The organism is Flavobacterium chilense (genome assembly GCF_001602525.1).
GTDB lineage: Bacteria > Bacteroidota > Bacteroidia > Flavobacteriales > Flavobacteriaceae > Flavobacterium > Flavobacterium chilense.
Genome location: NZ_LSYT01000003.1, coordinates 311,107 through 329,809, shown reverse-complemented (window position 1 = coordinate 329,809; position 18,703 = coordinate 311,107). Strand labels below are relative to the sequence as shown.

15 protein-coding genes are annotated in these 18,703 nt (G+C 34.0%); 6 read left to right on the top strand and 9 right to left on the bottom strand.

Annotated elements, in window-relative coordinates:
- Positions 1-364: 364 nt before the first annotated feature.
- Both A4F88_RS10715 and A4F88_RS10710 read right to left on the bottom strand, forming a co-directional pair.
- Positions 365-2,551: an alpha-L-rhamnosidase-related protein gene (locus tag A4F88_RS10715; RefSeq protein WP_068842604.1), complete on the bottom strand. Its 2,187-nt coding sequence runs from the start codon at positions 2,549-2,551 to the stop codon at positions 365-367.
- A 436-nt stretch (positions 2,552-2,987) separates the two neighbouring features.
- Positions 2,988-3,806 carry an AraC family transcriptional regulator gene (locus tag A4F88_RS10710; RefSeq protein WP_068842603.1) on the bottom strand — a complete coding sequence of 273 codons (819 nt, stop codon included), beginning with the start codon at positions 3,804-3,806 and terminating at the stop codon, positions 2,988-2,990.
- 101 nt (positions 3,807-3,907) lie between these two features.
- Here A4F88_RS10710 and A4F88_RS10705 point away from each other — a divergent pair, with 101 nt between their 5' ends.
- Positions 3,908-5,119: an MFS transporter gene (locus A4F88_RS10705; RefSeq protein ID WP_068842602.1), complete on the top strand. Its 1,212-nt coding sequence runs from the start codon at positions 3,908-3,910 to the stop codon at positions 5,117-5,119.
- A 328-nt stretch (positions 5,120-5,447) separates the two neighbouring features.
- On the opposite strand, the gene A4F88_RS10700 is transcribed toward A4F88_RS10705, so the two are convergent.
- Complete coding sequence (locus tag A4F88_RS10700; protein ID WP_068842601.1) at positions 5,448-5,651, bottom strand: SymE family type I addiction module toxin; 204 nt, start codon at positions 5,649-5,651, stop codon at positions 5,448-5,450.
- Positions 5,652-5,814: 163 nt separating this feature from the next.
- Here A4F88_RS10700 and A4F88_RS10695 point away from each other — a divergent pair, with 163 nt between their 5' ends.
- Positions 5,815-6,027 (top strand): helix-turn-helix transcriptional regulator, encoded by a 213-nt coding sequence (locus tag A4F88_RS10695; RefSeq protein ID WP_068842600.1) that lies wholly within the window; start codon positions 5,815-5,817, stop codon positions 6,025-6,027.
- Between the two features lie 41 nt (positions 6,028-6,068).
- Here the strand turns inward: A4F88_RS10695 and A4F88_RS10690 are convergent, their stop codons facing one another.
- On the bottom strand, positions 6,069-6,965 hold the full coding sequence (locus tag A4F88_RS10690) for a hypothetical protein (protein WP_068842599.1): 897 nt from the start codon (positions 6,963-6,965) through the stop codon (positions 6,069-6,071).
- 185 nt (positions 6,966-7,150) lie between these two features.
- Here A4F88_RS10690 and A4F88_RS10685 point away from each other — a divergent pair, with 185 nt between their 5' ends.
- Positions 7,151-7,468 (top strand): type II toxin-antitoxin system RelE/ParE family toxin, encoded by a 318-nt coding sequence (locus A4F88_RS10685; RefSeq protein ID WP_245179084.1) that lies wholly within the window; start codon positions 7,151-7,153, stop codon positions 7,466-7,468.
- 146 nt (positions 7,469-7,614) lie between these two features.
- Positions 7,615-7,980 carry a helix-turn-helix domain-containing protein gene (locus tag A4F88_RS10680; protein WP_245179083.1) on the top strand — a complete coding sequence of 122 codons (366 nt, stop codon included), beginning with the start codon at positions 7,615-7,617 and terminating at the stop codon, positions 7,978-7,980.
- 147 nt (positions 7,981-8,127) lie between these two features.
- Here the strand turns inward: A4F88_RS10680 and A4F88_RS10675 are convergent, their stop codons facing one another.
- The 3 genes from A4F88_RS10675 to A4F88_RS10665 form a co-directional block, all read right to left on the bottom strand.
- Entirely contained in the window at positions 8,128-9,708 is a 1,581-nt protein-coding gene (locus tag A4F88_RS10675; protein ID WP_068842598.1) for a sodium:solute symporter, read from the bottom strand.
- Positions 9,705-10,769, bottom strand: a complete 1,065-nt coding sequence (locus tag A4F88_RS10670) for a Gfo/Idh/MocA family protein (protein ID WP_068842597.1) — start codon at positions 10,767-10,769, stop codon at positions 9,705-9,707. Before A4F88_RS10670 ends, A4F88_RS10675 begins: the two co-directional genes overlap by 4 nt.
- Positions 10,770-10,918: 149 nt before the next feature.
- On the bottom strand, positions 10,919-13,426 hold the full coding sequence (locus A4F88_RS10665) for an L-rhamnose mutarotase (protein WP_068842596.1): 2,508 nt from the start codon (positions 13,424-13,426) through the stop codon (positions 10,919-10,921).
- A 433-nt stretch (positions 13,427-13,859) separates the two neighbouring features.
- On the opposite strand from A4F88_RS10665, the gene A4F88_RS10660 reads away from it, so the two are divergent.
- Together A4F88_RS10660 and pelA are read left to right on the top strand one after the other, a co-directional pair.
- Entirely contained in the window at positions 13,860-15,536 is a 1,677-nt protein-coding gene (locus tag A4F88_RS10660; RefSeq protein ID WP_068842595.1) for a glycoside hydrolase family 28 protein, read from the top strand.
- A 12-nt stretch (positions 15,537-15,548) separates the two neighbouring features.
- The gene (gene pelA, locus A4F88_RS10655; protein ID WP_068842594.1) at positions 15,549-16,730 is read left to right on the top strand and encodes a pectate lyase; all 1,182 of its coding nucleotides are present in this window, start codon (positions 15,549-15,551) and stop codon (positions 16,728-16,730) included.
- Between the two features lie 327 nt (positions 16,731-17,057).
- On the opposite strand, the gene A4F88_RS10650 is transcribed toward pelA, so the two are convergent.
- Positions 17,058-17,894 carry an amidohydrolase family protein gene (locus A4F88_RS10650; RefSeq protein WP_068842593.1) on the bottom strand — a complete coding sequence of 279 codons (837 nt, stop codon included), beginning with the start codon at positions 17,892-17,894 and terminating at the stop codon, positions 17,058-17,060.
- Between the two features lie 6 nt (positions 17,895-17,900).
- On the bottom strand, positions 17,901-18,698 hold the full coding sequence (locus A4F88_RS10645) for an SDR family oxidoreductase (protein WP_068842592.1): 798 nt from the start codon (positions 18,696-18,698) through the stop codon (positions 17,901-17,903).
- Between the last annotated feature and the right edge of the window lie 5 nt (positions 18,699-18,703).

Sequence of the window (18,703 nt, the reverse complement as noted above, 5' to 3'; positions counted from 1 at the left end):
GCTTTTATTCTTCTGATACATTTCTTCAATCTTGTCATTTCGACGAAGGAGAAATCTTCGCGAGAAACTCTACAAAGATTAGCGACATTCGGTGTGGAGCTACTTGCGAAGATTTCTCCTCCGTCGAAATGACAAAACTGGACGTGATAATCTTTGTGGTTACAAGTGTGATTCCTCCTTTCAGTCGGAATGACAAACTGGACGGTATAAACTAAGAACTAATTACTAGGTACTAAGGACTAATCTAATCACTAATCACTAACAACTCATAACTCATAACTCATCACTCATAACTCATCACTCATAACTCATCACTCATAACTCATCACTCATAACTCATCACTCATAACTCATCACTCATAACTCACAAAGCCTTATAACTCACTTTATACTCCACATTCGGTTTTACAATCAACTGATATTTATTTTTGGCTAATTCTGTAATCGTTCCAGAGTTTGTTTTGGGTTTGCTGGCACTTTCAAAAATCAATTTTCCTTCTCCTTCGCCTGCTTTTACTTTGATTTCTTTGGTACTGCAATACACGGCAACTTCTCCGTTTGGTGTTGGCACTTTTCCTTCCATCCATTTTAAACCTCCTAAATTTGGTTTGATTTCATATTGAGAGTAACCGGGCGCCGTTGGTTTTACACCTAAATAATATTTTCCTAATAAGTAAATCGGACTCGCACCCCAAGCGTGGCAAAGGCTTTTTCCGTAAGGGCGACCGTACATTGTTAAATGTTCTGCTCCTTTTTTCTTTGGATTGTATTCTTCCCAGAAAGAGGTTGCGCCTTCATTTAACATTCCGCCCCAATAATCTTTCATTTCTTTTAAAACGTAGTTTTGTTCCCCCATTGCGCATAATGCTTCCAACTCATAAAAACGCATGTATGGAGTTGTGATTTGAAGAACATCTTTATTCAGTAGCACTTTATTTTTTACGCTTTGTTTTTGTTCTTCAGTAAAATAATTGAAGAAAATACCGAACATATTAGCGTATCTGGTTACAATATTTTGAATTTTTCCATCGATACGCTGGTGTTTCATGACGTTTTCTTTTTTATCCCAAAAGACATCAAATAATTTGGTTTTTAAATCAGTTCCTAATTTTTCATATTGCTTTTGGTCTTCGGTTTTACCAGCAATTTCAGCACTTACAGCCATAGCTTCTAAACTTCTTGCTAAAAGCATTTGCTCGAAACTCACTTCACCTGTTTTCGGTAATCCGTCTGCCCAATCAATAAAAACCCAATCGCCTTCTAATGGTTCCAGGAATCCATTTTTGTTTCTTCTTTCTAAACAGAAATCCATAAGCGATTTCATTCTTGGATAAAAAGTTTTGATGAATTTCGTATCACCCGTGTGTAAGTAGTAATCGTAAACGCCTACAAACCAATACAGCGAATAATCCATAATGATATTGACGTGAGCCGTTACAGGATCTTTTCCGCGAAGTGCTAACAATGTTCTTTCTACCGAAGCCGAATCAAAGAATAAATAATAATTCATTAAATAACTTTGATAAGCGTCGCCAGACCAAACCCAACGGTCACGTTTGATTCCGTCTATAAAAAATTCACGAGAAGTTAAATGCATCGTATAAGCCGACACATCCCAAATTTTATTCAATTGTTCATCTGAAGATTTGAATGCACCGCGATAGTCTAATGGCAGATACTCATAAAGCATTGAAATCGAATCGTATTTTACCCCTGCATCTGCCTGCAACTGAACATAACGAAATGCTTTTGAACCGTTATGAGTGTAAGTTTCAGATTGTTTTCCGTCAAAAGATAAATGATCTAAGGTTTCGCATTTAGCAGAATCCAAAGCTTCTTCACGAGATTCTCCATAATAAAGTGCTAGTTTCCCTTTTCCTTTTAAACCATGAATTTTAATATAACCAAAAGTTTCTTTACCAAAATCTACTAGTTGACCAGTTCCTATTTTCTCTGTTTTCTTTGCAGTTAAAGGTTTGGTTGTTAGTTTGAATCCTGAAGGTTTATTTTCTGGCGAATTAAAATTCCAAGAACCAACAGGAACCCAAGGCGTACCAGACTGTTGTGCTTTTCCAGTTTCGTCAATCCAAAGTTTATCTTCGTTGGTAACTTTCCACGAAGCATCAGATTTAATGTATTTTCCATTAATATAAATAGCTGGCAACACTTCCTGATTGTAAACTTTAAAAGAAATTTTGTGTTTTCCGGCAGGAACTGCGATTGATTTTGGCTGTCCGTAAATCTGAACGCCATCTAAAAGTAATTGAAAAGGTCCTTCTGAAAAGATTTTCACTTCGTCTGGTTTTGGAATATCTACTTCTGTTTGAAAAGTAACCAAAGCATAAGGACTGTAATATTGCCAAAGTGGAGGAAATACGGCTTCGCGCTCAGTACGTCTTACTTGCATTTTGTTGCTTAACCAAACTTCGAAATCTCCTGGATACCAGATCCATGTCGCTTCTTTTGGTTTTTCTTGCGCAAATGACAGCGAACAGGAAAAAAGGACAACAAAAAGAAGTAAAGTCTTAAAAATGGAAAAGCGGTTTAGCATAGTTAGTTTATTTTGGGACTAAAGATAAGTGTTATTTTTACATTTCACAACCTGTAGTATCCTGTTATTTCATAAAAAACTATGATTCTTGATAAATTTTTAAGGGAAAAATTATGACTTATCACTTTTTTAGTACTAAAAAAAATGATGTTATAATTTTATGGGACGCTGACGAGACGGATTCGCTATCGCAAAGACACGGATAAAAACGGATTTTATTTTTTAAACACATAGAAACATAGAATTACTTTATCTATAAAAGGCGTTTCACTTGCATAAACACACATAGCTATGTGTTTATGACTAGTCATTTTTTTATTCTGTATTTTGTTAAGTAAATAAAACCTATGTTTCTATGTGTTTAAAAAAATCCGTGTCAATCCGTGTCTTTACGAAGTAAATCCGTTTTATCCGCGTTCTAATTTGCATTTATTACCTAAGCCGATAATTTATCATTTTCATTCTCATCTTCTAAAATATAGTTAGAAGGCGTTTTGCCTAAATGTTTTTTAAACATATAAATGAAAGCACTTGTAGTTTCATAACCTAAATTGAATGCAATTTCTTTAATGGATTGTTTTTCACCCAAACGTTTTATCGCTTCGAGTAATTTTAAACGAGTACGCCAATCGCTGAAATTCATTCCCAATTCTTTGATGAATAAACGGGATAAAGTTCTCGTACTCATAAACGAAAGTTCGGCGTAATACTCTATCGTATTTTTACTGGCAACATCATTCATTAAAAGTTCGACTACTTTTTGTAATCTTTCATGATTGGTTGTTGGCAAGAAAGTGGCGCTTGGCTCAATTAAAGCCAATTCGTCCAAAAAAACAGCAATGATTCTTTTTTGTGGCGGAGTGAGATTTCCTTCGACTCCAAAAGAAATGATTTTGAAAACCAATTGCTTTAAAAACATCGGAATATCAAACGAAAAACTCTTTTCTGGCAATCCTCCAATTGCAGAAGGATCAATAAAAACACTGTAATAGTTAACGTCTTTCTGAAAAGTAACCTGATGCTCTACACCGCTTGGAATCCAAAGTCCTTGCAACGGATTTACAACCCAAATGTTATTGCCGACCACAACATTCATTACACCACGAGTTGCATAGATCAATTGAGCTCTTGGATGCGAGTGCGAGATACACATTTCGTTGTTAACTGTTTCAGTATAACCTATAACTGGGATTGAGGAATCTACTTGATATCCAAAATCCGTCGCGACTCTATATGTCCGATATTGACTATTCATTGTCCAAATATAGCAATTCTGACATTAGTATTCTTTTAATCTTTGCAAAAAATAATACAGCTGTTGTTTTTTAGTCTAATTTAAAAATCAAAAAATACCACATGGACACTATTAAAGCAAATCCTGACATAGTTAAAAAAACCACTTATTCGATCTTATTTATCATTAGTTTTTCTCATTTAATTAATGATCTTTTACAAGCTGTTGTTCCTTCAATTTATCCTCTTTTAAAAGATAATTTTAGTTTAAGTTTTACTCAAATTGGTATTATTACGCTAACTTACCAAATGGTAGCGTCTATTTTACAGCCATTTGTGGGAATGTATACCGATAAAAACTCAAAACCATACTCGCTAATTGTGGGAATGTGTTTTACAATGGTTGGACTTTTCTTTGTTTCGATCGCTTCGAGTTTTATCAACTTATTATTATCGGTAAGTTTAATCGGAATTGGATCTTCCATTTTTCATCCTGAATCTTCGCGTGTGGCGCATTTGGCTTCTGGCGGAAAAAGAGGTTTGGCACAGTCTATCTTTCAATTGGGAGGAAATGCAGGAAGTGCGATCGGACCTTTATTAGCTGCTTTTATCGTTATTCCGCACGGACAATCTTATATTGCTTGGTTTTGTATTATTGCTTTAATTGGAGTTTTTGCTTTGTATAAAATTGCGATTTGGTACACTGCACATCTATCGGAAAGAAATGCCAATAAAGCTTCTCACCAAATAGAAACACATCATTTGTCTAAAAACCGAGTAATTGCTTCGTTGGTTATTTTATTGGTTCTGATTTTCTCTAAGTATTTCTACATGAGTAGTATTACGAGTTATTATACTTTCTTCCTGATAGATAAATTCCACATTACGATTCAGCAATCGCAAGTATATTTATTCTTGTTCTCCGGTGCTGTTGCAGCAGGAACTTTAATTGGTGGGCCAATTGGAGACAGATACGGCAGAAAATATGTAATCTGGGTTTCAATTCTTGGAGTTGCACCGTTTACTTTAATGTTACCTTACGTTTCTCTTTTCTGGGTTGGAACTTTATCTGTAATTATCGGGTTGATTCTTTCTTCGGCATTCTCAGCAATTCTGGTTTATGCAACTGAATTATTGCCTGGAAAAGTCGGACTTGTGGCGGGTCTTTTCTTCGGATTTGCTTTCGGAATGGGTGGTTTAGGTTCTGCTATTTTAGGAAAAATTGCCGATGCTACTAGTATTGAATATGTATTTAAGATTTGTGCGTTTCTGCCTTTAATTGGGGTTATTACTGGGTTCTTACCTAATTTGGAGAAGAAAAAGAAGGTTGAGTAATTTTTTTATGCCGCAAAGTCGCTAAGACGCAAAGTTTTTTTTAAAAGTTTTAATTGCGTCCAGCTTTAGCTGGATGACAAATTAATTAGGAAGCTCAAAAGGCTTTAGCCAAAATATCCACAGTTTGGCTAAAGCCTTTTTCTATTCTTTTTAAATATACCTCCAGTTAAAACTGGAGGCAATTAAAAATAGCTTTGCTTTGTTATTTACAATCTTTTTCAAAACATAGCCCGTGGTTTCAACCACGGGAAACGTATATTTATAAACGTAATGTTGTACATTGCGTTCCCGTGGTTGAAACCACGGGTTATGTTTAAATAGATGATTTTTATTTCGTTTCAATTTCATTATTGGTTGTAAAAATGATTTTATTTTGCTGATGTTCAATCGTTACGAAATTCCCGTAATTAAAACCGATTTTCTGAAGCCATTTTCCGCAAAGACGAATTTCTGGAAATATAACGTATCGATGATATGATCTTGCAATATGTTTTGGCTGTATTTTTAATCGTCTTTTCGCTGATTGTTTCATTTTATTTTTATTTCATTGAAACAAAAATAATAAAAATTATACTACAAATAATATTTTTTAGACACTAAATTATTGTTTTAGGGCAATTTTGAGTATTTGAAATATTCTTTTTATTATATTTAAATTATAAGATATTTGCATGAAATATCAATAAATCAACATTGTGTCGAAACTTAAGTTAAATAGAATAAAAGTTGTTTTGGTTGAAAACAATCGAACTAGTAAGGAATTAGCTAATCATTTAGGCAAAACTGTATCGACTGTTTCGCGTTGGTGTACAAACGAAGCTCAGCCTTCTATTGAAACACTTTATGAGATTTCTAAATATTTGAAGGTTGATATTCGGGAGTTGTTGGTTTCTACTGAGAATAAATAGTCTTAAATTATTTATTTTTAGTTTAAAAATATTACTCAAGATTATCCATTCAGAAATCTATCCATTATTTCATCATGTGTTAAATAACCATCTTTAATATTTTCATAGTCAAGATAAAAATGTTTTTCGGAGGAATCTATATGTTTAGATAAAAAATCAAAATATTCACCATCTTCCATTTCATATCCTCCACCTATAAATCGTACTCCATTTTTCTTCAAAATCTTTTTAAAAAGACGATCTTTATTTATATCCATATCTACATGTTTATCATTTAGGCCTTCAGTTTGAAAATAGTTAATTAAAATTCTCTCAACTAACATCACATATTCTTTTAGTTGTTCATCAGATGTTACATCCTTTTGAATTCCAATATCACTAATACATACTAATTTCTTTTTCTCTTTTAGATAACAAAAGCTAAATTTAAATGAACTAACATATAACCTTAATTCATCATCATCTTCTATTTCTGCTGAAGCTTTAATAATCTTTTCATGATTTAATAATCTTCTAATTGGCTTAAAAGAATATCCGATATAAATAAGCTGTGGTTTATTCCCAATTTCAATTTTTGAATTTCTCAACACTAAATCTGGTGTTATTTTCATTGGATTCTCTGCATCATATCCTTCAATATCTATTAATAATAATTTATTTGTCGATCCTTCAAGCAATTTCACTTCTCTATCTCTTACAATACAGAATTTTACAGGTATCACTTTTTTATTAAAAATCAAACTAAGATTTATAACATCTTTATTAATCGATATCGATTTCATATCGAATCGCACTTTTTTTACCTTACAAATAAAATAAATCAACGAATCTTTGTAAAAAAAACGGCTTGTAAATTGATTAATTGCTTTTTCATCGTGTAATAGAATAAAAGGTATAGGGCTACAAAATTGAATTTCAAAAAACAATATTTTATTCATGTTTATATTAATATTTAAAGAGGATAGTATTTCTAACTTAACGAAAATACGATTTAAAATAATAAATAAAATAAGTAACTAAGAGTCAAGTTATAGAAATATACTTTGATTTTTTTACAAAAAAAGTTTCCCTTTATAGAAACTTTTTTATACATTTGCACTTTATAAAAATGTTATTTGAAATTATGGAAGTAAAATTTGCCAAACAAGTAGGCGAGTTTTTGCAGAAAGTAGATTTAAAGCATAGAATAAAAATTATTGAAAATATTGAATTGGCAACAAACAATATTAACTCAAACTTATTAAAGAAGTTAACTAATGAGATTTGGGAATTTAGAACTAGAATCCAAGGAATACATTATAGAATATTGTGCTTTTGGGATAAAAGAGATAAAGAAAATACTATAATTTTTTGTTCTAATGGTTTTATTAAAAAAACAAATAAAACTCCTTTAAACGAAATCACAAAAGCTAACAAAATACATACAGAGTATTTTACCTAATATGAAAAAAATTGGAGAATGAAAATGAACAAAATTCATTCTCCAATTTTATTTTATTTCTTAATAATTACCAATTATACGATTTATAAAAAAGACATTTAATAAACAGAAAATCTCTGTTGTTTTTTTCTGCGCCCATAAATTTTATGGAACGCTATTTAATATTTTTAAGGGTTCAACCCGAAATTAATTTTACTATGGAAGTTTTATCACTTGACCAATTAAAAGATGGTGCAATTGGCCTAAAAGGTTCTGAAATTCGTGATGCCTACGAGTTTAATTTAAATATGAAAATGATAAGTCATATAATTAAAGAGATCCGAAAGGAACAAAATCTAACACAAGAAGAACTAGGCGAAAGAATTGGAGTTCAAAAATCACAAATATCTCGCATTGAGAGTAGTTTAAAAAATGCAAATTTATTTACGGTAAAACGAATATTTGAAGCACTAAATGCAAAAATAAAGTTTGAAGTAATTGTAAATGAAAAAAAAGTTGAGTTCGAAATTTAAATATTATCGATTAATCTTTTCTTAATTTTAATTGATTAAAAGTACAATATATTTATTCCTACACTTTTTAATCTAAATTAATACATAGTATAAAAACAATAAATTTTTTATAAATAGAATTATTGTTTTTATACTATATTATTTTTTCTAATTCCCATTAAAAACCAAATACAAAACCAAAATTGTCAATCCCAACAACCCAAACAAAAGCTTAACCTTTTTACTAGTTTTAGGAATATCCGTTTCATCTGAAACATTAACTTCAGGATTTCTATCAGTTAAAGAAATAATAACGGCCGTAATTAAAAGCACAGCAAAAATGTAAAAGGAAATCAACAAAAAGTGAGGCCAAACTGGATATTTATCGGCAGGAAAAATCCATAGATATAAAACCCCAACAAACAAACTAAAAGCAGAACCCCAAGAAAGCGTTGCATTTACGGCTTTTTTTGTGGTACGTTTCCAGAAAACACTCAAAAGGAAAACAACAGATAACGAAGGCGCCAGGAAACCTAAAACCGCCTGAAAAATGTTGAATAAATTCTGTCCTTTGATATTATCAATAGCAACGGCAATCAGAATTGCAAATACACAACCAGCAGCAATTGTTAAACGTCCAATTTTAATCTGATCCTGAATTGTCGCCGTCGGGTTTATTTTCTTTACATAAATATCATTCGTAAAAACAGTGCTTAAGGCGTTTAGCGAAGAACCAATTGTTCCCACCAAAACGGCAATCATCACACAAATTACCAAACCGTTCATTCCGCTTGGGAAAAGATTCGTAACCATTGTCATATAAGCTAAATCAGAGTTGCTTCCTAATTCAGGATACAAAGCATAACACAAAATTCCAGGAAGAATAAACAACGGCAAAGCCATGACTTTTAGCCATCCAATAAAGTTTACGCCCAATTGTCCCTGCTCTAGGTTTTTCGCTCCTAAAACACTCTGAACCATCGATTGATCGGTACAGAAAAAAGCAACTGCTGCTACAGGATATCCTAACAAAATAGCAGGCCACGGATAATGCGCATCATCTGAAGGACGAACTAAATTCCAAAAGTTAGAAGGAGTTTTAGCAATTAAAACATCTATTCCGCCTAGTTTCTGCAAACCCAAAAAGGAAAGCGTCAATGAAACTACAATCAGCAGAATCATCTGAAAAACATTCACTTTAGCAATTGCTTTCAGTCCACCTGCAAAAGTGAAAATTCCAGAGAAAATCACTAAAACGGTAACGCTCTGCCACATCGGAATTCCCAAAATCTGACGTACTAAAACGCCTCCGCTGAATAATCCTAAAGACAACCAGCTTACTAATATTTTTACCAAAGCGTACCAAGCCAAAATATTCTGAGTACTGTCGCCATAGCGTTTTCCCATATATTCGGGCATTGTGCTTACTTTACTTGCAATATATCTCGGCGCAAAAACCATTGCCAAGAGCAGTAAAAACACAAAAGCATACCATTCGAAATTTCCGGCTACAATTCCCGTAGCGTAACCAATACTTGCAAAAGCCAATAACGACGAAGGCCCAACATTGGTTCCCCACATATTAAATCCGATGCTGTACCAGTTTAATGAATTTCCGGCCAGAAAAAGCGTTTCGTTTTTCTTTCTCTGTTTCATACTTACCACATATCCAATGACCAATAAAGCCACTAAATAACCTGCTACAATTACAAAATCGAGCGTGGTTAATTTATCGTAGATGCTGTTCATAGTCCGTATTCGTTAAGAATATCGGCAATTTTAACCGGCATTCCAGTTTGCAAAGATTTATCCATTGCTTGTAACAAAGCCACAGTTCCAATTCCTTCTTCCATGTTTGGATACGCTTCAAAACCTTGCTCAATACTATCTGTAAAATATTCTAAATAATTCTGATATTCTCCGCCGTGGTGACTTTGTCCTTCAAAACGGAAATAATATTTTATTGTGCTGTCACCCCAAGTAATCACTTTTTCTTCGCCTGTTTTATCTGTAACGGCATAACGTAATTCATGATAATCAGCTTGGCTTGCTCCTTCTGTTGCTCGTAGAATTGTACTCATTCCGCTATCGCGCTGTGCCGGCTGAGTCGGCGAAGTATACACACCGCTTACACGAGCAATTCTTCCATCAGTTGCTTTAAAGATAAAATGCATCGTGTCTTCATTTTTCAATCCTGCATTTTGTCCGTTACTGCTAATCATTCCGTAACCCATCACTTCCTGAATATTCGGCAAATACCATCTGATAAAATCTACAGGATGACTCAAACCTCCGTACAGCCATTTAAACGATTGCAATAACGACCATTCTTTCTTTAAAAACCATCTGTGATCGGCATGATATTGTGCTTCAATTGTAATTAAATCTCCTATTAACCCTGCTTCATAATCGGCTCTTTGTCTTTTTGCTGGTTCGAAAAAACGAGAACTTTGACCAATAAAAACTTTCTTTCCAGTTGATTTGCTTAATTCTAAAAGCTCTTTTGCATCAGAAAGATCATCAATAAAAGGTTTTGTACAAACGACATGTTTTCCATGCAGTAAAGCTTGTTTTACATGTTGAGCATGAAGATGATCTGGCGTATAAATCGCTATAATATCAATTGACGAATCGTTTAATAAATCGTCGTAATTGGTTGTGTACGAATGAAAATCGAATTCTTTTGCTCGCTGTTTACACAATTCTTCGTTTCGGTCGCATATTTTAACGAGTTCTAGTTTTGAACTTTCTATGGCAGCCGACATTGTGCTTCGTCCTTCTCCAAGTCCTAGAATGGCTATTTTTAACATTGGTGGTCAGTTTAGATTATTAGTTTTTTTTCGCCACGAATTCACGAATTATTATTTGAAAATCTTTGCAATTATTTTTTCGAATAATTCGAATTAATATTACATCTAGATTGTAAAAGAATAATTCGTGAATTCGTGGCTATCTCTTTTTATTTCGTTTCAACTTTATTCAAGAAAATCCATGTTTCGTCTGGTTTTGCGCCTTCAATTCCAGATTGGTATTTTTTCATTAGCGCATTCCATTCGTCTACACGCGGGTTATTTTCTGTGGTTTTTGGATTTAGTTTATCCAGATTTTCCCCTTTCGGAATACTGATTACCAAGATTAATTGTCTGTCTTTTTTGAAAACTTGTAATTGCTGAAAATCGGCGTTACAAAAGCCTTTCGCAACTTCTGGCCATTTTTCGAATTGCGTTTTATGATACTCTACATATTCTTTTTGCAGTTTTTCATCAGCAGGAAGATTCGCTGTTAAAACCACATTTTCCCAATCTGATGCTGGTTTTGAATCTTTACATCTTTCGAAATTTTGGAAATCGTAAACCAAATCATCATAGATTTTAATTTCTAAAGAAGGAAAAGCGCCTGCTAGTTTTCGTTTTGTTCTTTCTGGCTGATTCATTTTTCCGTAAATCACCAAATGATTTTTCCATTGGTACAATTCCTGACCTACAATTCTAAATCCGGTTAAAGTTGATTTGATTTTTTCGATATCAAAATCAGAACCTATCAATTCGATTGCATACGGTTTTGGCATTTCCTGCAATCCCCATTTTTCATCGATTACGACTTCTTTTTCTAAATCTTTATAAGGTGCTCTAATTCCTGCAGCATCTTTAATTTTAGTGCTTACATACGGATCATTGTGCTCCCAGATATTCCCTTTTGGACCGTTATGGTTTTTAAGGATTTTCTTTTCGGCAATCCAGTTGTTTTTAATCGTAAAACCTTCACTCCCTTCATCGGTATATAAATACAGCCATAAAAACGGATCGTGCGCGTATGGACTATTGTAAACTTTGTCAATATAATTTTCTTCGATTCGGCTTCCTGGCTGAGCCGAAAGCGTGTAAATTCCAGCAACATCATGTAAATGTTTTGCATAATGATGAATTTTATTTGCTAGAATTTTATTGTTCTGCATCACGTTTGGCGTATGTGTCCAACCCCAGCCCATTGCCATTCCAGAATACGATACATCCGAAATTTCGTTGTGTTCAATTGTGATGTTTCTAACAAAACCAGCACTGATTCCTAAAGTTCCCCAATCTTCATTGGTTACATTGGTGATTAAATTATCCGAAATCACTTCATCCGAACACATTTCTCTTTCGTCTTTTATGATTAAAGGCAAATGCGCTTCAAAAGCTTCTTCTGAGAAAACTCCAACATTGATGGCACTTCCGCCAATATCTTTAAATAAATTACCTTTTATGGTATTATGATTTGTTCCTTTATTTAAATCTAAACCAGTCGAAGCTAAATGCTCAAAACGGCAAGATTCAAACTGAATATTATTAGCATAATTTACTTCCACCGCAGCACGAGGTCTTCCCACCCAAGCCTGATTTTCTAAACTTGCCTGATTTGGCGTTCCCGGTTGTTTCAATTTATAAGCATCTAACAAATACAATCCAGATTGCAACGGCACATGACCTTGTTGCGATGGACGAAGCCAGTTGCTGTATTGAAACGAAATTCCTTTAAATTGAAAATGATGAACAGGAGAATCGATTGTTCCCTTTACTTCTACCAGATTTTCTAAAACTGGAGCTGTAATGGTAACCGAATTAATTTCTTCTCCAGCTCTTGGAATATAATAGATTTTAGCATTTTTCTTGTCTAAATACCATTCTCCTGGTTCGTTTAAAAGCGAAAAAGCGTTGTTTAAGAAATAAGCCGAATTTCCGTTGTTTTTAGAAATCCACGGCGCTGGCCACGGATGTTCGCTTTGAATACGGCTTTCTGGTTCTTCAAATGAAAGTTTGGCACTGTCTTTCTGCACTTCAATATTTTTAATACGCAAGTTGGCATTCGACCACCATTGCACAATAAACATTTCCATTCCTGGCTCGAACTTTACCGATTTATCTTTAAACGGAATCCAGCAGGTTTGTTCCTCGTGATTCCATGATAAAATGCGTTCCATTGTGGTTCCTGCAGTATTTTTGGCTCTAACGGCTTTTTTTCCGTTTACCCACAATTGTCTGTAATCAATAAGACTTCCTGCTTTTTTAGGAGCATCGGCTACCCAAACAGCACCTTTTTTAAGTCCGTTTATTACTGTTGTCGATTTTGTCCAGTTTTTAATTTCGATTCCACCGCTTATAATGGGTCTTGCATTTACATCGGCTTCAATTGTTGTTGGGCTGTCTGCAGTTCCAGAATCTTCTGGTCGCACAAATAAAGGTTCGTTTAAATAATACGTTCCGTTCATTACTATGATTCGGATTCCGTCTTTTATAGATGGATCTTTTAAGCGACGAAGTTCTCTGGCTTTTCGCATTGCCATGTGAACCGTTGCCAACGGACTCTCTTTGGTTCCAGAATTTATATCTTTTCCATTTGGAGAAACCCAGATTTCAGCAGCATTTGCCGAAACTGTAAATACCATTAAAAAAATGATCAGTAATTTGTTGAAAGGAATTGAACGCATTATTTTCTTTTTTTCTTCTCTAAAATTATCAGGATATAAATTTTAAGTACTAAAAATTTTACATCATGATTAATTTTAACAGATAAATTAAATATTCGGCACAATTTAATCGAACATAAAAAACTATGCATCCTGTACCCTCCTGTAACTTTGATAAACATCATGTTTTATAGACTTTCTCTATAAAAACAGTCATTTCATTTTCTATTGATTTCGCATTCAAAAAAAATTAAATTCATAAAAAAGATGTGATAAATAGGCTAAAATTTCTATTTCATAATATTTTTTTAATAGATTTGTGTAATCGATTACATTAAATATTTCAAATTAAAAAAGTATAATTTTATTTATTGAATAAAAAATTCATTAATTAAAAGTTGAATTAATAGTGAATCGATTTCCCTAAAAAGACTTTTAACTATAATAGAATAGAATGAAAACTAACCGAATTAACCTTTTATGTGTCGCTCTCGCTTCTTTTGCTTTGAGTTTCAACACCGCTTCGGCACAAAAATCTGCTGACACTTATAAAAATATTGAGTTTAAAATGGCTGAAGTCCAAGAACCTGTCATTCCAAATTACAGTGTAAATTTAAAAGATTTTGGAGCTGTAAATGGTGGTTATGTTTTAAATACTAAGGCTTTCGCCGATGCAATTGATGCACTTTCTAAAAAAGGCGGAGGAAAATTAATTATCCCGCCGGGAATCTGGCTGACGGGACCAATTATCTTAAAAAGCAATATTGAACTTCATGCACAAACTGGCGCTTTGATTAAATTCTCTACAGACAAAACTTTATATCCAATTATCGAAACTAGTTTTGAAGGCATAAATACTTGGCGATGCATTTCTCCTATTTATGGTAAAAACCTAGAAAATGTTGCATTTACAGGAAATGGCGTTTGGGATGGTTCTGGTGAAGCTTGGCGACAAGTTAAAAAGAGTAAATTGACAGATGAACAATGGAAGAAATTTGTAGCTTCTGGCGGGGTTTTAAACGAAAAAAAGGACAGCTGGTATCCTTCTGAACAATATTTAAAAGGTGCTAAAGGTGCAGATCAAAATATTCGTCTTGACTTGAAAACGAAAGAAGATTTTGAAGCGATTCATGATTTCCTGCGTCCTGTTTTGGTAAGCATACAAAATAGTAAAAGAGTGCTATTTGACGGACCTGTTTTTCAAAATTCTCCTGCATGGAATATTCACCCGTTATTAATTGAAGATTTAATTGTTCGAAATATAACTGTTCGCAATCCGTGGTTTTCTCAAAACGGCGACGGACTTGATGTAGAATCTTGTAAAAATGTAGTAATCGAAAATTCAAGTTTTGATGTGGGTGACGATGCAATTTGCATTAAATCAGGTAAAGATAAAGACGGACGTGACAGAGGTGTTCCTTGCGAAAATATCATTGTAAAAAACAATATCGTATATCACGGTCACGGCGGTGTTACGGTTGGAAGTGAGATGTCTGGTGGTGTAAAAAACCTGCACGTTTCTAACTGTACTTTTATGGGAACTGATGTTGGTCTTCGTTTTAAAAGTACTCGCGGACGTGGCGGTGTTGTAGAAAACATTTACATTTCAGATGTTTTTATGACTGATATTCCATCTCAGGCAATTTCGTTTGATTTGTACTATGGCGGAAAATCAATCGCTGAGACTTTAGCAGAAGGAGGAAATACCGTTAGCACAAAAGCAATTCCGGTAAACGAAGAAACGCCTCAGTTTAAAAATATTGTAATCAAAAATATTACAATTAAAGGTGCTCAGCAAGCCGTATTTTTACAAGGTCTTCCAGAAATGAATTTAGAAAATATTGAAATCACAAATCTAATTGCTAAAGCACAAAAAGGTTTTTCTATAATTGACGCTAACGGAATTAAAATCAGTAACACACAATTGGATATTGAGGCTAAAAATGCTTTTGAAATTTATAATACTAAAAACCTTTCGCTGAAAAATATCGAATTTAACCCTTCTTCATCAAATGCAATTACGATTAATGGTGAAGCGAGTAAGAATATTGATTTAAGTGGTTCTTCGGCTAATTTTTCTAAGACCACTACTATCGATAAAAACGTGCCTAAGAAAGCGGTTAAATTCTAAAAACGAGATTCTATGTTCAATTCCATAAACAGCTCGAAATTACTGGCATCTGCTTTTTGTGTTTTTTCATTTTTATGCTCTAATGCACAGACAAATACTGAAATCAGTACAAAACCTTTTACAGATGGCACGAATCATTGGTACTTTATAAAAGACAAAACCAATATCATAAATCCAGTGCCGAATCAGCCGAAATATGCTGAAACAGATTATACGAAAATCGCCGATAATATTCTGTATTTCCAGCGTGATAATGGCGGATGGCCAAAGAATTATGACATGAAAGCTATTTTGACACCACAACAGATTGATAGTGTAGTCAAAACGAAATATATTGAACATACAACTTTTGATAATGAAACAACTTATACTCATATTCATTATCTGGCACAAGTTTATACGCTCACAAAAGATCCGAAATATAAAGATGGAGGCCTACGAGGAATTAATTTCACCATAAAAGCGCAATATTCAAATGGAGGCTGGCCACAATATTTTCCTTTAGAAAAAGGTTATAGCCGACACATTACTTTTAATGATGGAGCATATATGGGCATCATGAATCTTTTAAAAAAGATTGTAAATAATGATCCTGATTATGCTTTTATTGACGCTAAAACCCGAAAAAAAGTAGCTAATGCTTACCAAAAAGGATTGGATTGCATTTTGAAAATGCAAATTAAAGACAATGGAAAATTGACTGCTTGGTGCCAGCAACACGACGAAATAACACTTGAACCGGCATGGGCACGTAAATTTGAACCACCAAGCATCTGTAATGCCGAAAGTGTCGATGTAGTTTTGTTTTTAATGGATATTGATAATCCAGATGCAAAAATTATTAATGCGGTACAAGGTGCTATAAAATGGTTTCAGGATTCTAAAATCTATAATACCAGAGTTGAAAGTTTTGCTGCTGAAGAAATGGAATCCAAATACAAGAAGATCAAAAATGACGTAAGAGTCGTGCACGATACAACTGCTCCACCTATTTGGACTCGTTATTACGAATTAAAAACACATCGTCCTTTATTCTCTGATCGTGACAGTGAGTTTTTATATTCTTTAGCCGAAGTAAGCCGTGAAAGAAGAACGGGGTATGCCTGGTATACGGATAAGCCTGAAAAGGCATTGAAGAAATATCCAGAATGGCAGAAAAAATGGGCTCCTGAAAATGATGTTTTGAAGAATTAGAAATAATTTTTACCATTTCGACTGAAATCCAATTTTCAAATATAGCCCGTGGTTTCAACCACGGGGACGCAATATTGTAACGTCTCGTATTGTGTTCCCGTGGTTGAAACTACGGGCTATGTTTTTGTCATTTCGACCGAAGGGAGACCCGAGCGATAGCGAATAGGCGAAGCAAATCACACACGAGAATCGACAAAGAGTTAGTGATTATTCTTGCGGAATTTCTAGTGTGATTTCTCCCTTCGGTCGAAATGACAAACTGGAGTCTAAAAACAAAAAAGCGTGAATTAATAATTCACGCTTTTTTTATAAATCTAAAATTAAATATTAGTCATTCAAGCTATAAAATTCATTAGCATTCTCAAACCAAATCTTATTCCGATCTTCAACAGAAAACTTCGAAATATAATCTTCTAAAGTTTTTACAACCTCATTATAATCAGAAGCAACATTTAAAACTGGCCAGTCTGAACCGTACATCAATTTATCAATTAAAAAGTTTTCGAAAATCACATCTAAATAGGGTTTTAAATCTTCCGGTTTCCAGTTTTTCCAATCGGCTTCTGTGACCATTCCTGAGATTTTACACCAGACATTGTCGTATTTTGCAATTTCTTCGATGCCGCTTTTCCAAGAATCAATACTTCCTGATTTAATGTCTGGTTTCGCAATATGATCGATTACAAATTTTTGGTTTGGAAAATCTTTTACCAAACTTATTGCTACTGGTAATTGACGATGAAAAATCAGAATATCATACGTAAAATCAAACTCTTTTAAAGCCGAAATTCCGTTGCGGAAGTCTTCCCTAAACATAAAATCATCGGCCTCACCTTGTACAACGTGTCGGAATCCTTTAATTGTTTTATTAGAAGAAAAATGATGTAAACGTTCCGATATATTTTCGTCCCGAAGATCAACCCAGCCAACGATTCCTTTTATAAAATCATTTTTTGAAGCCAGATCCGCAAGGAAATTGGTTTCGTTTTCAGACTGACTTGCCTGAACCGCTACACAACCCGAAAATTTGTTTTCTTTAAGCAGAAGCCATAAATCTTCTGGAAGAAAATCTCTTTGAATTTTCGACATACTTTCATCAATCCAGCTGTCTCTAACAGGATCAAATTTCCAAAAATGCTGATGAGAATCAATTCGGTTATTCATTCTGAATTAGTTTACATCGTTGATTAAAGCACGATCTAAATGCACGTAACCGCCATCTACAAAAACAAATTGCCCTGTAGTGTGCGAAGAACGATCAGAAATAATAAAAAGAGCCGTATCTGCAATTTCTTCTGTTTTGGTCATTCTGCCTTCAAACGGAATACTTTTGTTGATTTTCTTTAAAACGGTTTCTCCATCTGCCAAAGTTTTAATCCAGTCTTCGTATGCAGGAGTATAACTTTCAGCAATAATAATAGCATTCGAACGGATTCCGAATTGGATTAAATCAACCGCCCATTCTCTCGTAAGCCCTAAAACGCCGCCTTTAGCAGCCGCGTAGCCAGAAGTTCCTCCCTGCCCTGTTAAAGCTACTTTTGAACCAATATTTAAGATATTTCCTTTTGACTCTTTTAAGTACGGAAGTGCGTATTTAACCAGCAAAAAGTAACTTACTACATTCAGTTTTAAAGAATCCATAAATTCCTCGTAACTCGCCTCTAAACCTGCACCGTCGTTTACTCCAACATTGTTGATAACAGCGTCGATTCTTCCGTATTTTGCCACGATTGTTTTTACAGCATTTTCGATTTCTATAGGATCAGTAACATCAGTCTGTACAAATAAAGAATCAATTCCTCTTTTTTGGAAAGCTTCCGCGTAAGCGAAACCTCTTGCATTTCTGTCAACCAAAACCGGAATCGCACCTTCGTCTGCTATTCGGTTGATTATAGTTTCTCCAATACTGCCTTCTTTTCCAGCCGAACCGGAAACGACAACAATCTTGTTTTTTAAATTTAAATCCATTTTTG